This is a genomic window from Pseudomonas sp. Tav-5-1A, assembly GCF_055755055.1.
Window position 1 is genome coordinate 6,607,789 of record NZ_CM146901.1, and the last position, 22,772, is coordinate 6,630,560.

The following is a 22,772-nucleotide window of genomic DNA, read 5'->3' on the forward strand; positions in this document are numbered from 1 at the left end:
TCAATCCCGGCTGTGGATAACTCAGCCTTTCTTGATCTTCACCGGCCGCTTCCAGCCATCAATATTGCGCTGGCGCGCACGCCCTACCGCGAGTTGAGCTTCCTCCACATCCTGGGTAATGGTCGAACCCGCCGCAGTGGTAGCACCCGCCTTGATATCCACAGGCGCCACCAACGAGTTGTTGGTGCCGATGAACGCATCCTCGCCAATGACCGTGCGCCACTTGTTGGCACCGTCGTAGTTGCAGGTGATCACGCCCGCACCGATGTTGCTGCGTGCGCCAATGTCGGCATCGCCCAGGTAGGCCAGGTGGCCGGCCTTGGCGCCCTCGCCCATGTGGGCGTTCTTCAGTTCGACGAAGTTACCCACATGGGCGCCCTGGTCCATCACGGTACCCGGGCGCAGGCGCGCGAACGGGCCGGCGTCGCTGCCCTCGCCCATCACGGCACCGTCCAGGTGGGTGTTGGCCTTGAGGGTCACGCCTTTGCGCAGGGTGCTGTCCTTGATGTAGCAGTTCGGGCCGATGACCACGTCGTCCTCGATGACCACCTTGCCTTCGAGAATGACGTTGACGTCGATCAGCACGTCGCGGCCCACGGTGACTTCACCGCGCACGTCGAAACGCGCCGGGTCGCGCAGGGTCACGCCCTGGGCCATCAGGCGGCGGCCTTCGCGCAGCTGGTAGTGGCGCTCGAGCTCCGACAGCTGACGACGATCGTTGGCGCCCTGCACTTCCATGGCATCCAGCGGTTGCTCGGTGGCCACCACCAGGCCATCGCCCACGGCCATGGCAATCACGTCGGTGAGGTAGTACTCGCCCTGGGCGTTGTTGTTGGACAGCCGCCCCAGCCACTCGGCCAGGCGCTTGCCCGGCACCGCGAGGATGCCGGTGTTGCCTTCCTTGATAGCACGCTGTGCTTCGCTGGCGTCCTTGTGTTCGACGATGGCGCTGACCTTGCCGGCGCCGTCACGCACGATGCGGCCGTAGCCGGTGGGGTCGTCCAGGTTCACGGTCAGGAGGCCCAGCTGGTCCGGGGTGACCAGCGCCAGCAGGCGTTGCAGGGTCTCGACTTCGATCAGCGGCACATCGCCGTAGAGGATCAAGACGGTTTCAGCGGTAATGGCCGGCACGGCCTGGGCCACGGCGTGGCCGGTGCCCAGTTGCTGTGACTGCAGCACGAAATTCAGGTCCGGGGCCGCCAGGCGTTCGCGCACCAGCTCCGCGCCATGGCCAATGACCACATGGATACCCTGGGGCGCAAGCTGCCGGGCGCTGTGGATAACATGGCCGAGCATGGAGTTGCCCGCCACCGGATGCAAGACCTTGGGGATGGCCGAACGCATGCGGGTGCCCTGGCCTGCGGCGAGAATGACGATATCGAGAGACATTGAGTGGCTACCAATCCGGGCTGGTCGGCGAACGCGACCGGGAGATGAAAAGCGGAAAAGAAAAAGGGTAGCCGAGGCTACCCTTTTTCTCAATCGCTCAAAAGTTGCGGCTTATTTGCCGAACTTCTTGCGGATCTGCTGAACGGTACGCAGCTGCGCAGTGGCCTCGGCCAGGCGTGCAGCAGCAGCGCCGTAGTCGAAGTCCGCGCCTTGCTCGTTCAGGGCCTTCTGGGCAGCCTTGACGGCTTCCTGAGCAGAGGCTTCATCCAGGTCGGCAGCGCGCTGCACGGTGTCGGCCAGGACCTTCACCATGTTCGGCTGAACCTCGAGGAAACCACCGGAGATGTAATACACCTCCTCGTCTCCACCCTGCTTGATCAAGCGGATCGGACCTGGCTTCAGATTGGTGAGCAACGGTGCGTGGCCCAGGGCAACGCCCAGGTCACCCAGTTCACCGTGTGCAATCACCATCTCGACCAGACCGGAGAAGATTTCCCCTTCCGCGCTGACGATATCGCAATGGACTGTCATAGCCATCTGCTTGCCTCAACCTGATTAGCGCCCGTTGCCGGGCGCCAGGATTACAGTTTCTTGGCTTTCTCGATCGCTTCTTCGATGCCGCCGACCATGTAGAACGCTTGTTCTGGCAGGTGGTCGTAGTCACCGTTGAGGATGCCTTTGAAGCCAGCAATGGTGTCTTTCAGGGAAACGTATTTGCCCGATGCACCAGTGAAGACTTCAGCCACGAAGAACGGCTGCGACAGGAAGCGCTGAATCTTACGAGCGCGGGTAACGAGTTGCTTGTCGGATTCCGACAGCTCGTCCATACCCAGGATCGCGATGATGTCTTTCAGCTCTTTGTAGCGCTGCAGCACGTACTGAACGCCACGAGCGGTGTCGTAGTGTTCCTGGCCGATGACCAGTGGGTCCAGCTGGCGCGAAGTCGAGTCCAGTGGATCGACCGCTGGGTAGATACCCAGGGAGGCGATGTCACGGGACAGTACGACGGTGGCGTCCAAGTGGGCGAACGTGGTGGCTGGCGACGGGTCAGTCAGGTCGTCCGCAGGTACGTATACGGCTTGTACCGAGGTGATCGAACCGGACTTGGTCGAAGTGATGCGCTCTTGCAGAGTGCCCATCTCTTCAGCCAGGGTCGGCTGGTAACCTACGGCCGATGGCATACGACCCAGCAGTGCCGAAACTTCGGTACCGGCCAGGGTGTAACGGTAGATGTTGTCGACGAACAGCAGAACGTCGTTACCTTCGTCACGGAATTTCTCGGCCATGGTCAGGCCGGTCAGCGCTACGCGCAGACGGTTGCCTGGTGGCTCGTTCATTTGACCGTAGACCAGGGCAACCTTGTCCAGAACGTTGGAGTCCTTCATCTCGTGATAGAAGTCGTTACCTTCACGAGTACGCTCACCCACACCGGCGAACACGGAGTAACCGCTGTGTTCCATCGCGATGTTACGGATCAGTTCCATCATGTTTACGGTCTTGCCTACACCGGCACCACCGAACAGACCAACTTTACCGCCTTTGGCGAACGGGCAGACCAGGTCGATAACCTTGATGCCAGTTTCCAGCAGGTCGTTGCCGCCTGCTTGTTCAGCGAACGAAGGAGCCGGCTGGTGGATACCACGGCGCTCTTCTTCACCGATCGGGCCGGCTTCGTCGATTGGGTTGCCCAGGACGTCCATGATACGGCCCAGGGTCGCTTTACCGACGGGTACCGAGATAGGCGCCTTGGTGTCGACAACGTCCAGGCCGCGTTTCAGGCCTTCGGTCGAACCCATTGCAATAGTACGAACCACGCCGTCGCCCAGCTGCTGCTGAACTTCCAGAGTGGTTGGCGCGCCTTGAACATTCAGCGCGCTGTAGATGCTCGGTACGCTGTCACGTGGAAATTCCACGTCGATGACGGCGCCGATGATTTGAACGATACGTCCGCTACTCATAGCAGGATCCTCTGAATATTTGAACCGTTAAACCGCGGCAGCGCCGCCGACGATTTCCGAGATCTCTTGGGTGATCGCAGCCTGACGCGCCTTGTTGTAGACCAGCTGCAATTCGCTGATCAGGTCGCCGGCGTTGTCGGTGGCGTTCTTCATCGCGATCATCCGCGCAGCTTGTTCAGCCGCGTTGTTCTCAACCACCGCCTGGTAGACCTGCGACTCCACGTAGCGAACCATCAAGCCGTCCAGCAGCTCCTTGGCGTCGGGTTCGTAGAGGTAGTCCCAGTGGTGCTTGAGCTCTTGATCCGGGGTTGCGACCAACGGAATCAATTGCTCGACCGTTGGCTTTTGCGTCATGGTATTCACGAACTTGTTGGACACCACGGACAGGCGATCAATACGGCCATCCAGGTAGGCATCCAGCATCACCTTGACGCTGCCGATCAGATCATTGATCGATGGCTCTTCGCCCAGGTGGCTGATCGCTGCAACGACGTTGCCGCCAAAGCTGCGGAAGAATGCCGCACCCTTGCTGCCAACCACGCACAGATCGATCTCGACGCCGCGCTCGCGGTTTACCGCCATGTCCTTGACCAGGGCCTTGAACAGGTTGGTATTCAAGCCGCCGCACAGACCACGGTCACTGCTCACTACCACATAACCTACGCGCTTTACTTCGCGTTCGATCATGAAGGGGTGGCGGTATTCCGGGTTGGCGTTGGCCAGATGACCAATCACCTGGCGGATATGCTCCGCGTAAGGACGGCTGGCTGCCATGCGCATTTGAGCCTTGCGCATTTTGCTGACCGCCACTTTTTCCATGGCGCTGGTAATTTTTTGCGTGCTTTTGATGCTCGCAATCTTACTGCGAATCTCTTTTGCGCCTGCCATGTAACACCTATCAGGTTAGCAAGCGGGAGCCTCGCGGCTCCCGCTGCGGCTTACCAGGTTTGGGTGGCCTTGAACTTCTCGATACCGGCTTTGATGCCAGCGTCGATTTCGTCATTGAAGTCACCCTTCACGTTGATCTTCGCCATCAAATCGGCGTGATCGCGGTTGAAGTAAGCAATCAGGGCCTGCTCGAAGCTACCGATCTTGGCGATTTCGACGTCAGTCAGGAAACCACGCTCAGCGGCGTACAGCGACAGCGCCATGTCCGCGATGGACATAGGAGCGTATTGCTTCTGCTTCATCAGCTCGGTAACGCGCTGACCGTGCTCCAGTTGCTTGCGGGTGGCTTCGTCCAGGTCAGAAGCGAACTGGGCGAATGCAGCCAGTTCACGGTACTGAGCCAGAGCGGTACGGATGCCACCGGACAGCTTCTTGATGATCTTGGTCTGAGCGGCACCACCCACACGGGATACCGAAACACCGGCGTTCACTGCAGGGCGGATGCCCGAGTTGAACATGGCCGATTCCAGGAAGATCTGACCGTCGGTGATGGAAATCACGTTGGTCGGAACGAACGCGGAAACGTCGCCAGCCTGGGTTTCGATGATCGGCAGTGCGGTCAGGGAACCGGTCTTGCCAGTCACTGCACCGTTGGTGAACTTCTCTACGTACTCTTCCGAAACGCGCGATGCACGCTCCAGCAGACGGGAGTGGAGATAGAACACGTCACCGGGGTAGGCTTCACGGCCTGGTGGACGGCGCAGCAGCAGGGAAATCTGGCGGTAGGCCACTGCTTGCTTCGACAGATCGTCATAGACGATCAGCGCGTCTTCACCGCGGTCGCGGAAGAATTCACCCATGGTGCAGCCGGAGTACGGCGCCAGGTATTGCAGTGCGGCGGATTCCGAAGCGCTGGCGGCAACAACGATGGTGTTGGCCAGGGCGCCGTTCTCTTCCAGCTTGCGCACGATGTTGGCGATGGTCGATTGTTTCTGACCGATTGCCACGTACACGCAGAAGATGCCGCTGTTTTTCTGGTTGATGATCGCGTCGATCGCCATGGCGGTCTTGCCGATCTGGCGGTCACCGATGATCAGCTCACGCTGGCCACGGCCGACAGGGATCATGGCGTCAACCGACTTGTAGCCAGTCTGTACAGGCTGGTCTACCGACTTACGCCAGATCACGCCCGGTGCAACTTTCTCGACCGCGTCGGTCTCGGTGTTGCCCAGTGGACCTTTGCCGTCAACAGGGTTACCCAGTGCGTCGACGACGCGACCCAGCAGTTCCTTACCAACCGGAACCTGCAGGACGCGGCCAGTGCACTTGGCGCTCATGCCTTCGGCCAGGGACTGGTAAGCACCGAGGATAACGGCACCTACGGAGTCCTGCTCCAGGTTGAGGGCCATGCCGAAGACGCCGCCCGGAAACTCGATCATCTCGCCGTACATGACGTCGGCCAGACCGTGAATCCGCACGATACCGTCAGATACGCTGACGACAGTGCCTTCGTTACGGGCTTGGGAGGTCACATCGAGCTTTTCGATGCGGCCCTTGATAATTTCACTTATTTCGGAAGGATTGAGTTGCTGCATTGCTCTGCTGCCCCTTCAAACTCAAGATTTCAATGCTTCGGCCAGCTGCGCGAGTTTGCCACGCACTGAACCATCGATTACCAGGTCGCCAGCGCGAATGACAACACCCCCGATGAGGGAGGCATCTTGCGCGGCGTGCAGTCGCACTTCTCGGCCGAGCCGTGCACTGAGAACCTTGGCGAGTTTGTCTTGCTGTTCGTCGTTCAATGCAAAAGCACTGGTTACTTCCACGTCCACGGATTTCTCGAGCTCGGCCTTGTACAGGTCGAACTGAGCGGCGATCTCCGGCAACAGCAGGAGACGGTCGTTTTCCGCGACAACATGAATGAAATTCTGTGCCTGGCTATCAAACTTTTCACCGCACACTTCAATGAAAGTGGCGGCCTTTTGTGCGCTCGTCAGTCGCGGGGCCTTGAGCAGGCGCTGCATGGTGTCGTCTTCCGACACCGCAGCAGCCAGGCCGAGCATGGCTGACCAATTGGCCAGTTGCTGGTGGGCCTGGGCATGCTCGAAGGCTGCCTTAGCGTAAGGTCGGGCCAACGTGGTCAGTTCTGCCATGATCGCCCTCGCTTAGATTTCTGCAGCCAGTTTGTTAACCAGCTCCGCGTGCGCGTTTTGATCGATTGTGGCGCCCAGGATCTTCTCGGCACCGCCTACGGCCAGAGCACCCACTTGGGCACGCAGCGCGTCTTTGACACCGTTCAGTTCCTGCTCGATCTCGGCCTGAGCCTGAGCCTTCACGCGATCAGCTTCGACACGGGCCTGTTCACGGGCCTCGTCGACGATCTGAGCGCCGCGTTTCTTGGCTTGCTCAATGATTTCGGCTGCCTGAGCTTTAGCATCGCGCAGTTGCTGACCCGCTTTGTCTTGGGCCAGCTCCAGGTCGCGAGCTGCTCGTTGTGCAGCGTCCAGTCCATCCGCGATCTTCTTCTGACGTTCTTGCAAAGCCGCGATGACCGGAGGCCACACGAACTTCATGCAAAACAGTACAAAAATGAAGAACGCAACGGACTGGCCAATCAGGGTTGCATTAATGTTCACGCCAACACCTCGCTCGTTCTTTGTTCACACCAATCAGCTCGAAGGTTCGAGAGATTAGCCAGCGAGTTGACCAACGAAGGGGTTCGCGAAGGTGAAGAACAGAGCGATACCAACACCGATCATGGTTACGGCGTCGAGCAGACCGGCAACGATGAACATTTTAACTTGCAGCATTGGAACCATTTCTGGCTGGCGAGCTGCGCCTTCCAGGAATTTGCCGCCCAGCAGGCCGAAGCCGATAGCAGTACCCAGAGCGCCCAGGCCGATCAGCAGAGCAACAGCGATAGCGGTTAGACCAACTACAGTTTCCATCTTTCCTCCCGACTTTTACGTCGTATTGGTTAGGTTTTTTAGATTAAAGCGGTAAAACAAATCGTTTTTGCAGCAGCCCCGGCAGACTCCCCCCAAGGGCACCCTTCCACCGGGGTGGAAGGGTCATCAGACACGCCAGGCGGGTCTTAATGGTTCTCTTCGTGCGCCATCGACAGGTAGACGATGGTCAGCATCATGAAGATAAAGGCCTGCAGGGTGATGATCAGGATGTGGAACACAGCCCACGCCCACTGCAGTACAACGCCCAGACCGCTCAGCCACAGCAGACCGCTGCCGAACATCACTGCGATCAGGATGAACACCAGCTCGCCGGCATACATGTTGCCGAACAGTCGCAGGGCCAGAGAGATTGGCTTGGCGATCAGGGTCACGAATTCAAGCAGGAAGTTGACTGGGATCAGGATGATCTGAACCAGCATGTTCTTGCTGCTGAACGGGTGCAGGGTCAGTTCGCCCAGGAAGCCACCGATGCCCTTGATCTTGATGCTGTAGAAAATGATCAGCGCGAACACCGACAGGGCCATGCCCAGGGTGGCGTTCGGGTCAGTGGTGGACACTGCGCGGAACGGAATCTCGTGATCGCCAGAGATAGCGGCGGCCAGATGAGGAATCCAGTCGACCGGGATCAGGTCGATGGCGTTCATCAGGAACACCCAGGCGAAAATGGTCAGTGCCAGGGGAGCGATCACGGCGCTACGGCCGTGGAAGCTGTCCTTGACGCTGCCGTCGACGAACTCTACCAGCACTTCGACGAAGTTCTGCAGCGCGCCAGGCTGGCCGGAAGTCGCCTTTTTCGCCGCCATGCGGAAAATCAGGACGAAAATCAGGCCCAGGGCCACAGACCAGCCGAGGGTGTCGACGTGGAATGCCCAAAAGCCCATTTCCTTGGCTTGTGCTGCGGAGTGGGCAAAGCCCCAGCCGCCGTCTGGTAGTTGACCGAAGGTCAAGTTCTGCAAGTGGTGCTGGATATAGCCCGAAGCGGTTTCTGCTGCCATGGTTGCCTCAAACGCCCTAAGGTCTCGAAAGTCTTGTTTTCATCAGCAGGGGTGCGAACCAGCTGACCAGTTGGGTCAGCACGAAGACACCGAATACTGCCAACGGCGCCAATGGCTTCACTCCTGCAAACGTCAGCGCGAACAGCACTGCCGTCAAAATCAATTTGCCTGCCTCGCCAGCGTAGAACGACCGGACGATGGCTTGCGCGGCTCGGGCTCCGGTAAACCGGAACGCCTTGTGAGCAAAATACAAATTCGGCAACCAGGCAATCAGTCCCCCGAGGAGGCCTGAATATCCAGTGACTGCCCCGCGCCACTGCCACAACGCCAAGGCTGCCAACAGAAACACGACACATTGAGCCAGCAATACCGGAAATACCGCCAAGCGATGGAAGGGCAGGCGGTTTGGCGTGCGGGTTTCCATCACAATTGCTCCTCGTGAGTCGGCTCGCCAAAATCAGTGACTTGGCATAATTTGTGCCGACAAAATGCGCGCAGAGTATAGGGGCGGTTCAGCCCCTATTCAACTGCTCGGTAGTGATTTCCGACTGCGCGCTACAGAAGGATTGTTTCAGCGAATGTGGGCGAGCACGCCCTGAAGCTCATCCAGGGAGTTGTAACGGATGACCAGCTGGCCCTTGCCCTTCTGCCCGTGGCGTATCTGCACATCAGAGCCCAGACGCTCTGCCAGGCGCTGCTCAAGGCGGGTTATGTCCGGATCAGGTTTGCTCGATTCGACCGGCTCAGGCTTGCCGCTGAGCCATTGGCGAACCAGTGCCTCGGTTTGGCGCACGGTAAGGCCACGTGCGACAACATGTCGCGCCCCCTCGACCTGCTGTTCATCCGGCAGACCGAGCAAAGCACGGGCGTGGCCCATCTCCAGGTCGCCATGGGCGAGCATGGTCTTGATGACTTCCGGCAGCGTGATCAGGCGCAGCAGGTTGGCCACGGTGACCCGCGACTTGCCCACCGCATCGGCGACCTGTTGCTGGGTCAGCTGGAATTCCTGCTGCAGGCGCTGCAACGCGATGGCTTCTTCCACCGGGTTGAGGTCTTCGCGCTGGATGTTCTCGATCAGCGCCATGGCAATGGCGGCTTCATCGGGCACGTCGCGGACCATGGCCGGGATGGTGTCCATGCCGGCCTGCTGGCTCGCGCGCCAGCGGCGTTCACCGGCGATGATCTCGAAACGGTTGTTGCCGATCGGACGCACCACGATCGGCTGCATCACGCCCTGGCTCTTGATCGAGTGGGCAAGTTCTTCCAGCGCCTGCGGGTCCATGTCCCGGCGTGGCTGGTATTTGCCGCGCTGGATCACGTCCAGGGGCAGGTGCTGCAATTCTCTCTGGTCGACCTTGACGGCCTGTTCTTCCAGTGCGCTGACGGTAGGCCCGCTAAGCAGGGCATCCAGTCCACGTCCGAGACCACGTTTCTTCACGGCCATGTGGATTCCTTAGGCTTTTTCAGCGCGAGTTTGGCGGCGCTGGCGACGAACCATCTCGCCCGCCAGGGCCAGGTAGGCCAGCGCGCCACGCGATTGCTTGTCGTAGGCCAGTGCCGGCATGCCGAAGCTCGGCGCCTCTGCCAGGCGTACGTTGCGCGGGATCACCGTGTCGTACAGCTGGTCGCCGAAGTGCTCCTTGAGCTGCGCGGACACATCGTTGATCAGGCTCAGGCGCGGGTCGTACATGGTCCGCAGCAGGCCTTCGATCTTCAGTTCCGGGTTCAGCAGCTCGGCGATGCGCTTGATGTTATCCACAAGGTCGCTCAAGCCTTCCAGGGCGAAGTACTCGCACTGCATGGGGATGATCACGCCATCGGACGCCACCAGGGCGTTGAGGGTGAGCATGGACAGCGACGGCGGGCAGTCGATCAGGATGTAGTCGTAGCTTTCGCGGATAGGCGCCAGCGCAGTGCGCAGGCGGCTCTCCTTCATCTGCATTTCCAGCAGCACCACTTCGGCCGCGGTCAGGTCGCGGTTGGCCGGCAGCAACTGGTAGCCGCCGTGTTCGGAGAAGTGCATGGCCTGGTTCAGGTCGCACTCGCCGATCAACAGGTCGTAGACCGAGTTTTCCAGGCCGTGCTTATCCACACCGCTACCCATGGTGGCGTTGCCCTGTGGATCGAGGTCGATCAGCAGCACGCGGCGCTTGGTCGCGACCAGCGATGCTGCGAGGTTGATGCAGGTGGTGGTCTTGCCCACACCACCTTTCTGGTTCGCTATCGCGAATACCTTAGCCATTCTTGCGTGTGTTCCCAATCATGCCGTGCGGCGCAGTATCAGCAGATGACGTTGGCCTTGGCAACCCGGTACGGTCAAGGCCTGTGCGCTTTCGAGGTGAAAATCTGCCGGTAATGCTACCAGCTCATCGGCAGGATGCAGCCCTTTCATTGCCAACCAGCGCGTATTCGTGTCGCCCAGGTGGCGTGTCCAGTTGCTGAAGTCTTCCAGGCTGCTGAAAGCCCGCGAAATAATTCCGTTGAACGGCAGCTCGGGCTGGAACGCTTCGACCCGGCTGTGGATAACCTGCAGGTTGTCCAGCTTCAGCTCCAGCTTGACCTGGGTGATGAAGCGGGTCTTCTTGCCGTTGCTGTCCAGGCAGGTGATTTTCTTCTCCGGGAACAGGATGGCCAGCGGCACGCCAGGCATGCCGCCGCCGCTGCCCACGTCCAGCCAGCGCTCGCCTTCACCGATGTGAGCGATCACGCTGAGGCTGTCCAGCAGGTGGCGCGACACCATCTCGTCGGGGTTGCGCACGGCGGTCAGGTTGTAGGCCTTGTTCCACTTGATCAACAGGGCCAGGTAGGCCAGCAGCTGATCGTGCTGGGCCTGGCTCAGTTCGACGCCCAGTTCCCGTGCCCCTTGGGCCAATTCCTGCGAGTGGTGTGGGGTGACCATAGAACTCAAGCGCTTTGCTCCAACTCACGGCCAGCGCCGCGTTTTTTCAAATGAATCATCAACAGGGAAATCGCCGCCGGGGTCACGCCCGGGATGCGCGAAGCTTGGCCCAGGGTCTCGGGCCGAGTTATCCCCAGCTTGCCCTGGATCTCCTTGGACAGGCCGGAAATCGCAGCGTAGTCGATATCCACAGGCAGCTTGGTGTTTTCGCTGGCGCGCAGGCGGGCGATCTCGTCTTGTTGACGGTCGATGTAGCCGGCGTACTTGGCCTTGATCTCGACCTGTTCGGCCACGGTCGGGTCAACGGCACCTTCGCCGGTCACCTCGATCAGGCCGTTGTAGTCGATTTCCGGGCGAGTCAGCAGGCTCATCAGGTTGTATTCGTGGCCCAGTGGCGTGCCGAATTTCTCGGCAATGGCATCACCGCGCTCGGTGCCCGGGCGTACCCAGGTGCTTTTCAGCCGCTGTTCTTCCAGCTCGATGGCTTCGCGCTTGGCGCAGAAGGCCGCCCAGCGGGCGTCGTCGACCAGGCCCAGTTCGCGACCTTTCTCGGTCAGGCGCAGGTCGGCGTTGTCTTCGCGCAGGATCAGCCGGTATTCGGCGCGCGAGGTGAACATGCGGTACGGCTCCTGGGTGCCCAGGGTAATCAGGTCGTCGACCAGCACGCCGATGTACGCCTCGTCGCGGCGCGGGCACCAGGCATCACGGCCCTGGGCACGCAGCGCGGCGTTGGTCCCGGCCAGCAGGCCTTGCGCACCGGCTTCTTCGTAACCCGTGGTGCCGTTGATCTGGCCCGCGAAGAACAGACCGCCGATGACCTTGGTCTCCAGGCTGTACTTCAGGTCACGCGGGTCGAAGTAATCGTATTCGATGGCGTAGCCAGGGCGAACGATGTGGGCATTTTCCATGCCGCGGATCGAACGCACGATCTGCAGTTGCACGTCGAAAGGCAGCGAGGTCGAGATGCCGTTCGGATACAGCTCATGGGTGGTCAGGCCTTCCGGCTCGATGAACACCTGATGGCTTTCCTTGTCGGCAAACCGATGGATCTTGTCTTCGATGGACGGGCAGTAACGCGGCCCGACACCTTCGATCATGCCCGAATACATGGGCGAGCGGTCGAGGTTGGCGGCGATGATCTCGTGGGTACGGGCGTTGGTGTGGGTGATCCAGCAGCTGACCTGGCGTGGGTGCAGTTCCTTGGAGCCCATGAACGACATGACCGGGATAGGTGTGTCACCAGGTTGCTCGGTCATTACCGAGAAATCTACCGAACGGCCATCGATGCGCGGCGGCGTACCGGTTTTCAGGCGGCCCACGCGCAGCGGGAATTCACGCAGCCGACGCGCCAGCGCGGTGGAGGGTGGGTCCCCTGCCCGGCCGCCCGAGTAATTTTCCAGGCCGATGTGGATAAGGCCGGCCAGGAAGGTACCGGCGGTCAATACCACGGAGTCGGCAAAGAAACGCAGGCCCATCTGGGTGACCACGCCACGCACCTGGTCCTGCTCGACGATCAGGTCGTCGCACGACTGCTGGAATATCCACAGGTTGGGCTGGTTTTCCAGGATTTCGCGTACCGCTGCCTTGTACAGGATGCGGTCGGCCTGCGCCCGGGTGGCACGCACGGCCGGGCCCTTGCGGTTGTTCAACACTCGGAACTGAATGCCGCCCTTATCGGTGGCCAGCGCCATGGCGCCGCCGAGCGCATCGATCTCTTTGACCAGATGGCTCTTGCCGATGCCGCCAATCGCGGGGTTGCAGCTCATTTGCCCGAGGGTTTCCACGTTATGTGTCAACAGCAGGGTTTTTGCGCCCATGCGTGCTGACGCAAGCGCAGCCTCGGTTCCGGCATGGCCGCCGCCGATGACGATCACTTCAAAACGGGAAGGGAAATCCACCACGCACCTCGTGCCTGTTCATTGATGGGTAATTGGGATAGCTCACCAGTATAGGGACTTACCCCCCTCTATAGGAACCTTTTGCACAAAATTTAACCAGCTGGGGATGAGCGGCAGGATCGGGATCTAAAAATAAAAAAAGAGAAAGAAATTTATTAAAGCTTTGTTTTTATGTTTATTCTTATGCACCGCCCTATCTGTGGATAACGTTCTACAGCCCTTTAACGGCGTACTGTACAGAGAAATTGAACCCTGTGGTCATGTGGCCATGAGGCCCTTGGATAAGCGCTTTAAACCTGTGGATGAAAACACCACTTACCCACAGGGGCCGTTGTCACCAGCTTTGAGGCCTGCTTATCACCAGAGCTGAAGCGGGGTTTTCCACAGGGCTTATTTCGGGCTTGTTGATAGATTTGCGTGACCGCCAGGCACAAAAAAGCCGCTCGAAGGCGGCTGGTATTTCATCCACAGGTGGATAACCGGGCTAGCGGCTGACCAGCACCGGGTCCTCGCGGTAGCGATTGGCGAACAGCTTGGCCAGGTTGGCAATCTTTGGCTGGTCGTTGACCATGATGTAGAAGCTGCCGGGGTTCTGCACCAGGTAGTCCTGGTGGTAGGCCTCGGCCGGGAAGAAGCCATTGAGGTTTTCCACCGTGGTGGCCAGCGGTTTGCCAAAGGCGTGGGCCGCATCCAGCTGGGCGATGTAGGCCTGGGCCACCTGACGTTGCTCGGCATCGGCGACAAAGATGGTGGAACGGTACTGAGTGCCGCTGTCCGGGCCCTGGCGGTTGAGCTGGGTTGGGTCGTGGGCTACCGAGAAGTAGATCTGCAGCAGTTGCCCGTAGGTGATCTGCGTGGGGTCATAGGTCACCTTTACCGACTCGGCGTGGCCAGTCTCGCCCGAGCCCACCTCTTCATAGTGGGCGGTACGCGCCAGCCCCCCGGCATAGCCGGACACCGCCTGGCTCACCCCTTTCACATGTTCGAATACGCCCTGCACGCCCCAGAAGCAGCCGCCGGCGAATACCGCGGTCTCGCTGTGGACAGTTTTTGCGGTCTCATCGACCTTGGGTGGGTCGATCACTACGGCCGACTCCGCCGCCTGGGCACAGGCGGCTGTGGACAAGATGGCGGCGGCCAGCACGCTACGGAAAATCGCTTTCATCGCAGTCTCCAAGGGGGGGCGCCAGCCGGGGTGTGGATAACCGCGCCGGCGCCCCGTCAGCTCACTGATCCTTGCTCATGGAATCCTTGCTCATCCCGTCCTTGGACATGCTGTCTTTCTTCATTGCATCCTTTTTCATGCTGTCCTTGGTCATGGCATCCTTCTTCATGGTGGTGTCTTTCTTCATGCTGTCCTTGCTCATGGCGTCCTTGGACATCGAGCCGCTGGACATGCTGTCGTTGCTCATGGAACCGCTGCTCATGGTGTCTGCCGCGTAGGCGCCAGCGGTGCCCAGTGCCAGGCACATGGTCAGTACGACTGTGGATATTTTTTTCATGGTAGTGCTCCTTGTCGCGTGGGTTGAAAGCACCGCGGATGCCGTGCTGTGGATAACAAGACGTCAGCTGCCGCCGAACCAGTTGTAGCCCTGGTCCTCCCAGTAGCCGCCGGGGTAGGTGTTGGTGACGAAGATCGCCTGGATATGCTTGGGGTTCTTGTAGCCAAGCTTGGTGGGCATGCGCAGCTTCATCGGAAAGCCGTACTGGCGCGGCAGGGTCTGGCCGTCGTAGGTCAGCGCCAGCAGCGTCTGCGGGTGCAGGGCGGTGGCCATGTCGATACTGGTGTAATAGTCGTCGGCGCATTTAAAGCCGACGAAGCGGGCGCTGGTGTCGGCGCCTACCCGTTGCAGGAAGTCGCTGAAGCGCACGCCGCCCCAGCGGCCGATGGCGCTCCAGCCTTCCACGCAGATATGCCGGGTGATCTGGTCGACCTGAGCCATGGCGCGCAGCTCTTCAAGGCGCCAGCTGCGCTTGTCCGCCACAAGGCCGGTGACCTCCAGGCGGTAGCTCGCCGCTTCCACGCTGGGGGCTTCGTCCTCGCCGTAGAACGCGTTGAACGGGAATGGCCGGGTGATCATTGCCTCGTCGTACACCGGCGCCAGCGCCTTGGGGTCGAACAGCCAGCCCTGGACCCGGTCGTTGAAGCGCGACATACCCGCCAATGCACTTTCCACGTGCTTGTCGTCGCTGATGTTGCAGCCGCTGAGCATGGCCACCCCGCCCAGGGTCAGGCTGCGCACCAGGAATTTGCGCCGGCTGAGGTCATGGATACGCGGCGCCAGCAGCTTGCGGGCTTCATCGAGGATGGATTTATCCACAGTCATGATGCCTTGCCCCCTTTGCCGGTAATCATCAGCAGCAGGGTGCGCGGCACCACGGCTACCATCACCAGGTGCACCGCCACGAAGGCCATCAGCAGGGCCATGGCGATGAAATGCACCCGGCGCGCGGCTTCGTAGCCACCCAGCAACTCGCGTAGCAGGCCGAACTGCACGGACTTCCACAGCACCAGTCCGGACATTATCAACAGGGCGACATCGACAATCGCGAACAGATAGGCCAGCCGTTGCACCTGGTTGTAATGGCTGAGGTCATCGTGGGCGAGCTTGCCGCGCAGCGCTGTGGATAAATCCCTCAGCACGCCACGGGGCGACAGTGGAAAGAAGCGCGTGAACAAGCGGCCGGTGGCGATGTTGAGCATCAGGTACAACACGCCATTGAGAAACAGCAGCCACATGCCCGCGAAATGCCACTGCAAGGCCCCGCCCAGCCAACCGCCCAGGGTCAGGGCAGCCGGGAAGCTGAAGTCAAAGAACGGCGAGGCGTTGAAGATGCGCCAGCCACTGGTGACCATGACCAGCACCGCCAGCGCGTTCAACCAATGGGTCAAGCGCAGCCAGCCGGGGTGGCTGGAATAACGCTGCAGGGTTGCTGTGCGGGCCATGGTGGGCTCCAGGTAGCATGGGTGATGGGGGCCATTGTTGGTGGCGCCCGGTCGCCAAGTCCTCACGCAGAGTTAAATTAAATGTGATAACTGCGGCGCGGTTTTTTCGCCACAATGGGCTATCAGCTGCCTGGGGATAACTGCATATGGAACGGCCAAAACGCGTGCTCATCGTCGAGGACGACGCCCACATCGCCGATTTGCTGCGCCTGCACCTGCGCGACGAAGGCTACGTGGTGGAACACGCCGCCGACGGCAACCTGGGGGTGCGCATGCTCGAGGAGGGCCAGTGGGATGCCCTGGTGCTCGACCTGATGCTGCCGGGCATCGACGGCCTGGAGATCTGCAAGCGCGCCCGGGCCATGGCGCGCTACACGCCGATCATCATCACCAGCGCGCGGTCCAGCGAGATGCACCGCATCCTTGGCCTTGAGTTGGGCGCCGACGACTACCTGGCCAAGCCGTTCTCGATGCTCGAACTGGTGGCGCGGGTGCGTGCCCTGCTGCGCCGCACCGATGCCATGGCGCGCAATGCACGGCTGGAATCGGGCCTGTTGATAACTCATGGCTTGAGCATCGACCCGGTAGCCCGGGAAATCAGCCTCGACGGCAAGGCCCTGGGCCTGACGCCACGGGAGTTCGACCTGCTGTATTTCTTCGCTCGCCACCCCGACCAGGTGTTTTCGCGCATGGACCTGCTCAACGAGGTGTGGGGTTATCAACATGATGGCTATGAACACACCGTGAATACCCACATCAACCGCCTGCGCACCAAGATCGAGGAAGACCCGGCAGCCCCGCGGCGCATCCTCACGGTGTGGGGGCGCGGCTACAAGTTCGCCGCTACGCCGGCGGCTGCGGAGGCCACTTCGTGAAGTTCCTGTCCCTCAGCCAGCGCCTGTCGCTGGTATTCGCTGCACTGCTGCTGGCGTGCAGCGGCGTAGCCATCTGGCTGCAGATCAGCGCCAGCACCCGCCACGAACAGGAAGTGGTGCAGCGCCTGTCCAGCGGCCTGGCGGCGCACATCGCCGGCACCGCGCAGCTCATGGATGCCAGCGGCTGGCGCCCGGAGGCAGTGCATGAGCTGTTCGACAAGCTGATGGCGGTGAACCCCTCGGTCGAGCTGTACCTGCTATCCAGGGACGGCAGGATCGTCGGCAACGGCGCCCCGGACGATAACCTCAAGCGCAAAACCGTGGATCTTGCCCCTGTGCATAAGTTTCTGGAGGGGGCGGCGCTGCCCGTGCTGGGCCAGGACCCGCGCAACCTGGCTGTGGATAAAGTATTCAGCGCCGCGCCGGTGCAGGTGGGTGGCCGCGACGGTGGGTATGTGTACGTGGTGCTGCAGGGCGAAGCGCACGATGCCCTGGCTGCAGCCCTTGCCCGGGACTCAACGTTGCGCGTGGCCCTGTGGACAATGTGTTTCATGGTAGTGCTGAGCCTGATCATGGGCCTGGTGGCGTTCCGGCTCATCACGCGGCCGTTGAAAGCACTGACGCAGACTGTGCGTGAGTTCGACGCCAACGGCCACAAGGCCGCGGCTCTCACCGCCCAGCCTGTGGATAAAGGTGATGAGATTGGCGTGCTCAGCGCAGCGTTTGCCCAGATGGGCCAGCGCATCGCCGAGCAATGGCAGGAATTGACCCGCCAGGACCAACAGCGCCGCGACCTGGTGGCCAACATTTCTCATGATCTGCGCACGCCGCTGACTTCGCTGCATGGGTATCTGGAAACATTGCGAATCAAAGATGAGAGCCTCAGCGCCGAGGAGCGCCGCCATTACCTGGACGTGGCACTGGGGCAAAGCCGCAAGGTGGGGCGGCTGGCGCAAGAGTTGTTCGAGCTGGCGCGGCTGGAGTCAGGGCTGGTTCATCCACAGGCAGAGACCTTTGCCCTGCCCGACCTGGTGCAGGATGTGTTGCAGAAGTTCGAACTGGCGGCCGAGGCACGCCAGCAACACCTGGAAGTAGACATGCCCCAGGCCCTGCCGGCAGTGAATGCCGACCTGGGGATGATCGAACGGGTGCTGACCAACCTGCTGGACAACGCCATCCGCCACAATCCACCCGGCACACGGATTATCGTGCGTCTGTTGGGCCAGGCGGCGGAAGTTCAGGTGGCGATCATCGACACCGGCAAGGGCATCGCCCCTGAATTGCGTGCGGGGTTGTTCACCCGCGCCTCGGCCATGTCGCGCAGCTCGCCGGAAAGCGGCGGGCTGGGGCTGATTATCGTCAAGCGCATGCTGCAGCTGCATGGCAGTGATATCCAACTGGGCGCGGGCACGCCCAGTGGCACGGTGATGAGCTTTCAGTTATCCACAGCGCAGTGACGGTTACTTCCCGATACAAAAACTCGAGAAGATCCGGCCCAGCAGGTCGTCTGAGCTGAAGGCACCGGTGATCTCACCCAGGGAATGCTGGGCCTGGCGCAAATCCTCGGCCAGCAGTTCACCGGCGCCCGCCAGGGTCAGCTGGCTACGGCCGTGCTCCAGGGCCTGGCTGGCATGGCGCAGGGCGTCCAGGTGCCGGCGGCGGGCGCTGAAGCTGCTTTCGGCGGTCTGTTCATACCCCATGCACGCCTTCAGGTGCTCGCGCAGCAGGTCCAGGCCCTGGCCTTCGTCCTTGGCGCTGAGGCTGATGGTCACGTGGCCATCGGCGCTTTGCTGCATATCCACAGCCTCACCGGTGAGGTCAGCCTTGTTGCGGATCAGCGTGACCTTGACCATGTCCGGGCGGGTTTCGAGAAATTCCGGCCAGAGGGCGAACGGGTCATTGGCCTCTGGCGCACTAGCGTCCACCACCAGCAGCACCCGGTCTGCCTCGCCGATGGCCTTGAGCGCCCGTTCCACGCCAATCTTTTCCACCTGGTCATCGGTGTCACGCAGGCCTGCGGTGTCGACCACGTGCAACGGCATGCCGTCGATGTGGATATGTTCGCGCAGGATATCCCGGGTGGTGCCGGCGATGTCGGTGACGATGGCGGCTTCGCGGCCTGCCAGCAGGTTCAGCAGGCTGGACTTGCCAGCGTTCGGGCGGCCAGCGATGACCACCGTCATGCCGTCGCGCAGCAACGCGCCCTGCCCGGCTTCGCGCATCACTGTGGACAAGTTGTCGCGCACGTCGTCGAGCATGCTCAGCACATGGCCATCAGCGAGGAAGTCGATTTCCTCCTCCGGGAAATCGATGGCCGCCTCCACGTAGATACGCAGGGCGATGAGTTTCTCGGTGAGGTTGTCCACACGGCGGGAGAACGCACCCTGCAGGGACCGCACGGCGTTGCGCGCGGCCTGGGCAGAGCTGGCCTCGATCAGGTCGGCGATGGCTTCGGCTTGGGCCAGGTCGAGCTTGTCGTTGAGGAACGCCCGCTCACTGAACTCCCCCGGCCGCGCCAGGCGGCAACCCAGCTCCAGGCAGCGCTGCAGCAGCATGTCCAGCACCACCGGGCCGCCGTGGCCCTGCAATTCCAGCACGTCTTCGCCGGTAAACGAGTTCGGGCCCGGGAAGTACAGCGCCAGGCCTTCATCGATGACCTCACCGTCGGCGGTGCGCATGGGCCCGTAGTGGGCGTGGCGCGGGGTCAGCTGGCGGCCGGCGATGGCTTGCGCCGCGGCGCTGGCCAGTGGCCCGGAAATGCGCACGATACCCACGCCGCCGCGGCCCTGGGCGGTGGCGATGGCGGCAATGGTTTCACGGGGAGTGTTCATGGGGCAGGCCTCAATAAATCGACAGATAGCAAAACGCCCCACGAATGGGGCGTTTATCCACAGGTTAGATGATCAACCTGTTCAGGCGGCAGCTTTCTTGCTTTTCGCCTCGATACCACGAGTGATGTACCACTGTTGCAGGATCGACAGGGTGTTGTTGGTCACCCAGTACATCACCAGACCTGCAGGGAACCACAGGAAGAAGAAGGTGAAGACGATCGGCATCAGCTTCATCACCTTGGCCTGCATCGGATCCGGCGGCGTCGGGTTCAGGCGCTGCTGGATGAACATGGTCGCGCCCATGATGATCGGCAGGATGAAGAACGGGTCCTTGATCGACAGGTCGGTGATCCACAGCAGCCATGGCGCCTGGCGCATCTCGACGCTTTCCAGCAGTACCCAGTACAGCGACAGGAAGACCGGCATCTGCACCACGATCGGCAGGCAGCCACCCAGCGGGTTGATCTTCTCTTTCTTGTACAGCTCCATCATGGCCTGGGACAGTTTCTGACGGTCATCGCCGAACTGTTCCTTCAGCTGGGCCAGGCGCGGGGCCACGGCACGCATGCGCGCCATCGACTTGTAGCTGGCAGCCGACAGCGGGAAGAACAGCAGCTTGATCATCAGGGTCAGGACGATGATCGAGAAGCCCCAGTTACCCAGCAGCATGTGGATATGTTTCAGCAGCCAGAAGATCGGCTGGGCAATGAACCACAGGATGCCGTAGTCGACGGTCAGTTCCAGGCCAGGCGCCAGCTCTTTCAGCTTGTCCTGGATCTTCGGACCGGCATACAGCACGGCGCTGGTTTCCACCTTGGCGCCAGGTGCGGCGGTCAGGGTCGGGCCAGTGAAGCCGATGATGTAGTTGCCAGCGCTGTCCTTGCGGGTCGACATGGCGTTGTTGTCCGAATGGTTCGGAATCCACGCTGTGACGAAGTAGTGCTGCAGCCAGGCTACCCAACCACCCTGAACGGTTTCCTTCAGGTTGCCCTTGTCGATATCTTTCATCGATATCTTCTTGTAGGGCTCGGCCGGAGTACCCAGGGCGGCGCCCAGGTAGGTCGCGGTGCCGGTGGCGGTGCTCGACGATGGGTCGGCGCTGTTGTCACGCTTGAGCTGTGCGAACAGGTTGCCCGACCACGGCGTGGTGCCCTGGTTGTCGATCAGGTAGCTGACCTTCAGGTCGTACTCGCCGCGGTCCAGGGTGAAGCGCTTGATGTAGTTGACGCCATTGGACGAGAACTTCAGGTCCACGACCAGCTCGTTCTGGCCGTCAGCCAGTTGGTAGCTCTTCTGTTCGGTGCTGTACAGCGGGCGACCGGTGGAACGCGAGTCCGGGCCGTCGGTGCCGACCAGGCCGCTCTGGGCCAGGTAAGTGCGCTCGCCGCCGTTGTCGAACAGCTGGAACGGCACGTCAGGATGGTCCTGGCGGCGCGGGTATTCCGGCAAGGTCAACTGGGCGATGTCGCCCCCGTTTGGATCGATAGCCAGATCCAGGACATCGGTCTTGATGCGGATCAGGTTCTTGCTGCCGGCATCCGGGGCCAGGGTTGGCGCGGGCGCGTTGGCAGAAGGGGCGCTGGGTACGTCGGCACTCGCTTGAGCATTGTTAGCCAACGGGGCTTCGGGCAAATCCGATGCGCCAGTGCTGGTAGCAACATTCTGAGTCGGCAAGGCAGCCTGACCATAGTCCTGGTTCCATTTCAGGACCATGGAGTAGGACACGACTGCCAGGGCGGCGATCAGGATCGTGCGTTTAATATCCATGATTACTCGGCTATCGAAGAATTACGGGGAGATGGGGCTGGCGGAACCGGGTCAAGACCACCGGCGTGCCAGGGGTGGCAACGACCCAGACGACGTAGGGTCAGCCAGCTGCCGCGTAGGAGTCCATGGATTTCGATGGCTTCCAGCGCGTAGCAGGAACAACTGGGGTAGAAACGACAGTGATTGCCCATCAAAGGGCTGATGGCATAGCGGTAAAACTGGATCGGAACGATGGCCAGTTTACGCATCTTGACTGTCTACCCCTTCAGTTTCGGTCTTCACTGCTGGGGCGGGCCGACTGCGGGCTAGTCGCTTCCAGAGCTTGCCAAAATGCTGGTGCAGTTCCGGGTTTTCGACGTCACCCAAACCTTTCCGCGCGACGATGACGATATCCCAGCCAACCAGGAGGTCCTGGTGCAGGCGGAACGAGTCGCGCATCAAGCGTTTGAGTCGGTTGCGCTGAACGGAGAGCTTGACGCTCTTTTTCCCGATCACTAACCCCAGACGAGGGTGATCGAGCTCGTTTTCGCGCGCAAGGAGCAGCAGGTTTTTCCCTGGAACCTTGCCGGTTGGGGAGTCAAAGACCGCTTTGAAGTGTCGGGCTGTCAGAAGACGCTTTTCCCGACTGTAGTCCTGACTCACCCCCAGTGCCGAGTGATCAAACTGCCAGACGCGCACGGCCTTTGGCACGGCGACGCGACAGAACGGCACGGCCGTTTTTGGTGGCCATGCGAGCACGGAAGCCGTGGGTGCGGGCGCGTTTGATGGTGCTGGGTTGGAAAGTACGTTTCATGGCGTGTTACCTGGTTCGTCCACAACGGGCCGGAATGGTCCCCGTTTTAAGAGACCGGCGATTCTAGTGAAAGCAAGGCCTCAGGTCAATTTCCAACCAGCTTTTCCTTTACATAGGCATGACCGTCGGTCTGACTGGCAAAACCCGCGGTAAACATAAAAATAAGAAGGAGCGTATTTAAAGCTTTTTTGAAGAGCTTATAGAACTTAGGCACGCACCTTTCTGTGGATAACACCCTGCACGCCTTTATTTACGTAGCATACAGGGAATGGTAACCCTGTCGAGAAGCGGTGCTGCGGCTGTGCTGTGACCTCGGAAAAGCTGTGCATGAAAGGCGTACTTATACACAGGCGAGTTATGCACAGTTTTCGACCCCCACTTGTGCAGAAAGCTCAGTGGTGGTTATCCACAGAGTTTATTCACAGCTCGGCAAAACTATTTTTCTTCGTGCACGTGCTGATTTGCCTCTATGTACACCCCACCTACATGTGGATAAGTGTGCTCGGCGCCGGTACAATGGGGATCGTTTTTTGCCTCTCCGGCTTTCAACTCAGGGGATATCC

The 22,772-nt window shown here is 60.7% G+C and carries 25 protein-coding genes; 2 read left to right on the top strand and 23 right to left on the bottom strand.

Translation table 11 applies throughout. From position 1 onward, the window contains the following. Window positions 1-21 precede the first annotated feature (21 nt). The 18 genes from glmU to AC0J42_RS30660 all read right to left on the bottom strand — a co-directional run bounded on the left by glmU (window position 22) and on the right by AC0J42_RS30660 (window position 15,943). Window positions 22-1,389: a bifunctional UDP-N-acetylglucosamine diphosphorylase/glucosamine-1-phosphate N-acetyltransferase GlmU gene (glmU, locus tag AC0J42_RS30575; protein ID WP_473004951.1), complete on the bottom strand. Its 1,368-nt coding sequence runs from the start codon at window positions 1,387-1,389 to the stop codon at window positions 22-24. 111 nt (window positions 1,390-1,500) lie between these two features. Next, window positions 1,501-1,926 (bottom strand): F0F1 ATP synthase subunit epsilon, encoded by a 426-nt coding sequence (locus tag AC0J42_RS30580; protein ID WP_416421642.1) that lies wholly within the window; start codon window positions 1,924-1,926, stop codon window positions 1,501-1,503. A 44-nt stretch (window positions 1,927-1,970) separates the two neighbouring features. Beyond that, the gene (gene atpD, locus AC0J42_RS30585) at window positions 1,971-3,347 is read right to left on the bottom strand and encodes a F0F1 ATP synthase subunit beta (protein ID WP_027980916.1); all 1,377 of its coding nucleotides are present in this window, start codon (window positions 3,345-3,347) and stop codon (window positions 1,971-1,973) included. Window positions 3,348-3,374: 27 nt separating this feature from the next. Further along, complete coding sequence (atpG, locus tag AC0J42_RS30590; protein ID WP_416421643.1) at window positions 3,375-4,235, bottom strand: F0F1 ATP synthase subunit gamma; 861 nt, start codon at window positions 4,233-4,235, stop codon at window positions 3,375-3,377. A gap of 50 nt (window positions 4,236-4,285) precedes the next feature. Then, window positions 4,286-5,830: a F0F1 ATP synthase subunit alpha gene (gene atpA / locus AC0J42_RS30595; protein ID WP_416421644.1), complete on the bottom strand. Its 1,545-nt coding sequence runs from the start codon at window positions 5,828-5,830 to the stop codon at window positions 4,286-4,288. A gap of 21 nt (window positions 5,831-5,851) precedes the next feature. After that, on the bottom strand, window positions 5,852-6,388 hold the full coding sequence (locus AC0J42_RS30600; RefSeq protein WP_416421645.1) for a F0F1 ATP synthase subunit delta: 537 nt from the start codon (window positions 6,386-6,388) through the stop codon (window positions 5,852-5,854). Window positions 6,389-6,400: 12 nt separating this feature from the next. Beyond that, window positions 6,401-6,871, bottom strand: a complete 471-nt coding sequence (locus tag AC0J42_RS30605; RefSeq protein ID WP_008367083.1) for a F0F1 ATP synthase subunit B — start codon at window positions 6,869-6,871, stop codon at window positions 6,401-6,403. 54 nt (window positions 6,872-6,925) lie between these two features. After that, the gene (atpE, locus tag AC0J42_RS30610; RefSeq protein WP_002555987.1) at window positions 6,926-7,183 is read right to left on the bottom strand and encodes a F0F1 ATP synthase subunit C; all 258 of its coding nucleotides are present in this window, start codon (window positions 7,181-7,183) and stop codon (window positions 6,926-6,928) included. Window positions 7,184-7,329: 146 nt separating this feature from the next. Beyond that, the gene (gene atpB / locus AC0J42_RS30615) at window positions 7,330-8,199 is read right to left on the bottom strand and encodes a F0F1 ATP synthase subunit A (protein ID WP_027980922.1); all 870 of its coding nucleotides are present in this window, start codon (window positions 8,197-8,199) and stop codon (window positions 7,330-7,332) included. A gap of 16 nt (window positions 8,200-8,215) precedes the next feature. Beyond that, window positions 8,216-8,623: a F0F1 ATP synthase subunit I gene (locus AC0J42_RS30620; RefSeq protein WP_027980923.1), complete on the bottom strand. Its 408-nt coding sequence runs from the start codon at window positions 8,621-8,623 to the stop codon at window positions 8,216-8,218. Between the two features lie 147 nt (window positions 8,624-8,770). Next, a complete protein-coding gene (locus AC0J42_RS30625) occupies window positions 8,771-9,643 on the bottom strand; it encodes a ParB/RepB/Spo0J family partition protein (protein WP_416421646.1) in 873 nt (290 codons plus the stop codon). Between the two features lie 9 nt (window positions 9,644-9,652). Next, window positions 9,653-10,441, bottom strand: coding sequence for a ParA family protein (locus AC0J42_RS30630; protein WP_416421647.1), 789 nt, complete (start codon window positions 10,439-10,441; stop codon window positions 9,653-9,655). An 18-nt stretch (window positions 10,442-10,459) separates the two neighbouring features. Further along, on the bottom strand, window positions 10,460-11,098 hold the full coding sequence (gene rsmG / locus AC0J42_RS30635; RefSeq protein ID WP_416427507.1) for a 16S rRNA (guanine(527)-N(7))-methyltransferase RsmG: 639 nt from the start codon (window positions 11,096-11,098) through the stop codon (window positions 10,460-10,462). 5 nt (window positions 11,099-11,103) lie between these two features. Then, window positions 11,104-12,996 (bottom strand): tRNA uridine-5-carboxymethylaminomethyl(34) synthesis enzyme MnmG, encoded by a 1,893-nt coding sequence (mnmG, locus tag AC0J42_RS30640; protein ID WP_473004952.1) that lies wholly within the window; start codon window positions 12,994-12,996, stop codon window positions 11,104-11,106. A gap of 484 nt (window positions 12,997-13,480) precedes the next feature. After that, a complete protein-coding gene (gene msrA / locus AC0J42_RS30645) occupies window positions 13,481-14,161 on the bottom strand; it encodes a peptide-methionine (S)-S-oxide reductase MsrA (RefSeq protein WP_473004953.1) in 681 nt (226 codons plus the stop codon). Window positions 14,162-14,222: 61 nt separating this feature from the next. Further along, on the bottom strand, window positions 14,223-14,498 hold the full coding sequence (locus AC0J42_RS30650) for a pentapeptide MXKDX repeat protein (RefSeq protein ID WP_416421650.1): 276 nt from the start codon (window positions 14,496-14,498) through the stop codon (window positions 14,223-14,225). 63 nt (window positions 14,499-14,561) lie between these two features. Next, a complete protein-coding gene (locus tag AC0J42_RS30655; RefSeq protein WP_473004954.1) occupies window positions 14,562-15,323 on the bottom strand; it encodes a molybdopterin-dependent oxidoreductase in 762 nt (253 codons plus the stop codon). After that, on the bottom strand, window positions 15,320-15,943 hold the full coding sequence (locus tag AC0J42_RS30660) for a cytochrome b/b6 domain-containing protein (RefSeq protein ID WP_473004955.1): 624 nt from the start codon (window positions 15,941-15,943) through the stop codon (window positions 15,320-15,322). The genes AC0J42_RS30655 and AC0J42_RS30660 overlap by 4 nt, the downstream gene beginning before the upstream one ends. Before the next feature lie 146 nt (window positions 15,944-16,089). On the opposite strand from AC0J42_RS30660, the gene AC0J42_RS30665 reads away from it, so the two are divergent. Beyond that, the gene (locus AC0J42_RS30665; protein WP_416421653.1) at window positions 16,090-16,818 is read left to right on the top strand and encodes a response regulator transcription factor; all 729 of its coding nucleotides are present in this window, start codon (window positions 16,090-16,092) and stop codon (window positions 16,816-16,818) included. After that, on the top strand, window positions 16,815-18,275 hold the full coding sequence (locus AC0J42_RS30670) for a sensor histidine kinase (RefSeq protein ID WP_473004956.1): 1,461 nt from the start codon (window positions 16,815-16,817) through the stop codon (window positions 18,273-18,275). The genes AC0J42_RS30665 and AC0J42_RS30670 overlap by 4 nt, the downstream gene beginning before the upstream one ends. 3 nt (window positions 18,276-18,278) lie before the next feature. On the opposite strand, the gene mnmE is transcribed toward AC0J42_RS30670, so the two are convergent. The 5 genes from mnmE to rpmH all read right to left on the bottom strand — a co-directional run bounded on the left by mnmE (window position 18,279) and on the right by rpmH (window position 22,209). Beyond that, window positions 18,279-19,649 carry a tRNA uridine-5-carboxymethylaminomethyl(34) synthesis GTPase MnmE gene (gene mnmE / locus AC0J42_RS30675; RefSeq protein WP_473004957.1) on the bottom strand — a complete coding sequence of 457 codons (1,371 nt, stop codon included), beginning with the start codon at window positions 19,647-19,649 and terminating at the stop codon, window positions 18,279-18,281. Window positions 19,650-19,730: 81 nt separating this feature from the next. Beyond that, entirely contained in the window at window positions 19,731-21,416 is a 1,686-nt protein-coding gene (gene yidC / locus AC0J42_RS30680) for a membrane protein insertase YidC (RefSeq protein WP_416421656.1), read from the bottom strand. A gap of 2 nt (window positions 21,417-21,418) precedes the next feature. After that, window positions 21,419-21,664, bottom strand: coding sequence for a membrane protein insertion efficiency factor YidD (gene yidD / locus AC0J42_RS30685; protein ID WP_416421657.1), 246 nt, complete (start codon window positions 21,662-21,664; stop codon window positions 21,419-21,421). Continuing rightward, window positions 21,657-22,058, bottom strand: coding sequence for a ribonuclease P protein component (gene rnpA / locus AC0J42_RS30690; RefSeq protein ID WP_416421658.1), 402 nt, complete (start codon window positions 22,056-22,058; stop codon window positions 21,657-21,659). Before rnpA ends, yidD begins: the two co-directional genes overlap by 8 nt. Before the next feature lie 16 nt (window positions 22,059-22,074). Next, window positions 22,075-22,209, bottom strand: coding sequence for a 50S ribosomal protein L34 (gene rpmH / locus AC0J42_RS30695; RefSeq protein ID WP_003213577.1), 135 nt, complete (start codon window positions 22,207-22,209; stop codon window positions 22,075-22,077). Window positions 22,210-22,772: the final 563 nt, after the last annotated feature.

Excerpts from the sequence above, each read along its gene's own strand:
- glmU (WP_473004951.1), bottom strand. The coding sequence starts at position 1,389 with ATGTCTCTCGATATCGTCATTCTCGCCGCAGGCCAGGGCACCCGCATG.
- AC0J42_RS30580 (WP_416421642.1), bottom strand. The coding sequence starts at position 1,926 with ATGGCTATGACAGTCCATTGCGATATCGTCAGCGCGGAAGGGGAAATC.
- atpD (WP_027980916.1), bottom strand. The coding sequence starts at position 3,347 with ATGAGTAGCGGACGTATCGTTCAAATCATCGGCGCCGTCATCGACGTG.
- atpG (WP_416421643.1), bottom strand. The coding sequence starts at position 4,235 with ATGGCAGGCGCAAAAGAGATTCGCAGTAAGATTGCGAGCATCAAAAGC.
- atpA (WP_416421644.1), bottom strand. The coding sequence starts at position 5,830 with ATGCAGCAACTCAATCCTTCCGAAATAAGTGAAATTATCAAGGGCCGC.
- AC0J42_RS30600 (WP_416421645.1), bottom strand. The coding sequence starts at position 6,388 with ATGGCAGAACTGACCACGTTGGCCCGACCTTACGCTAAGGCAGCCTTC.
- atpE (WP_002555987.1), bottom strand. The coding sequence starts at position 7,183 with ATGGAAACTGTAGTTGGTCTAACCGCTATCGCTGTTGCTCTGCTGATC.
- atpB (WP_027980922.1), bottom strand. The coding sequence starts at position 8,199 with ATGGCAGCAGAAACCGCTTCGGGCTATATCCAGCACCACTTGCAGAAC.
- AC0J42_RS30620 (WP_027980923.1), bottom strand. The coding sequence starts at position 8,623 with ATGGAAACCCGCACGCCAAACCGCCTGCCCTTCCATCGCTTGGCGGTA.
- AC0J42_RS30625 (WP_416421646.1), bottom strand. The coding sequence starts at position 9,643 with ATGGCCGTGAAGAAACGTGGTCTCGGACGTGGACTGGATGCCCTGCTT.
- AC0J42_RS30630 (WP_416421647.1), bottom strand. The coding sequence starts at position 10,441 with ATGGCTAAGGTATTCGCGATAGCGAACCAGAAAGGTGGTGTGGGCAAG.
- rsmG (WP_416427507.1), bottom strand. The coding sequence starts at position 11,098 with ATGGTCACCCCACACCACTCGCAGGAATTGGCCCAAGGGGCACGGGAA.
- msrA (WP_473004953.1), bottom strand. The coding sequence starts at position 14,161 with ATGAAAGCGATTTTCCGTAGCGTGCTGGCCGCCGCCATCTTGTCCACA.
- AC0J42_RS30650 (WP_416421650.1), bottom strand. The coding sequence starts at position 14,498 with ATGAAAAAAATATCCACAGTCGTACTGACCATGTGCCTGGCACTGGGC.
- AC0J42_RS30655 (WP_473004954.1), bottom strand. The coding sequence starts at position 15,323 with ATGACTGTGGATAAATCCATCCTCGATGAAGCCCGCAAGCTGCTGGCG.
- AC0J42_RS30660 (WP_473004955.1), bottom strand. The coding sequence starts at position 15,943 with ATGGCCCGCACAGCAACCCTGCAGCGTTATTCCAGCCACCCCGGCTGG.
- AC0J42_RS30665 (WP_416421653.1), top strand. The coding sequence starts at position 16,090 with ATGGAACGGCCAAAACGCGTGCTCATCGTCGAGGACGACGCCCACATC.
- mnmE (WP_473004957.1), bottom strand. The coding sequence starts at position 19,649 with ATGAACACTCCCCGTGAAACCATTGCCGCCATCGCCACCGCCCAGGGC.
- yidC (WP_416421656.1), bottom strand. The coding sequence starts at position 21,416 with ATGGATATTAAACGCACGATCCTGATCGCCGCCCTGGCAGTCGTGTCC.
- yidD (WP_416421657.1), bottom strand. The coding sequence starts at position 21,664 with ATGCGTAAACTGGCCATCGTTCCGATCCAGTTTTACCGCTATGCCATC.
- rpmH (WP_003213577.1), bottom strand. The coding sequence starts at position 22,209 with ATGAAACGTACTTTCCAACCCAGCACCATCAAACGCGCCCGCACCCAC.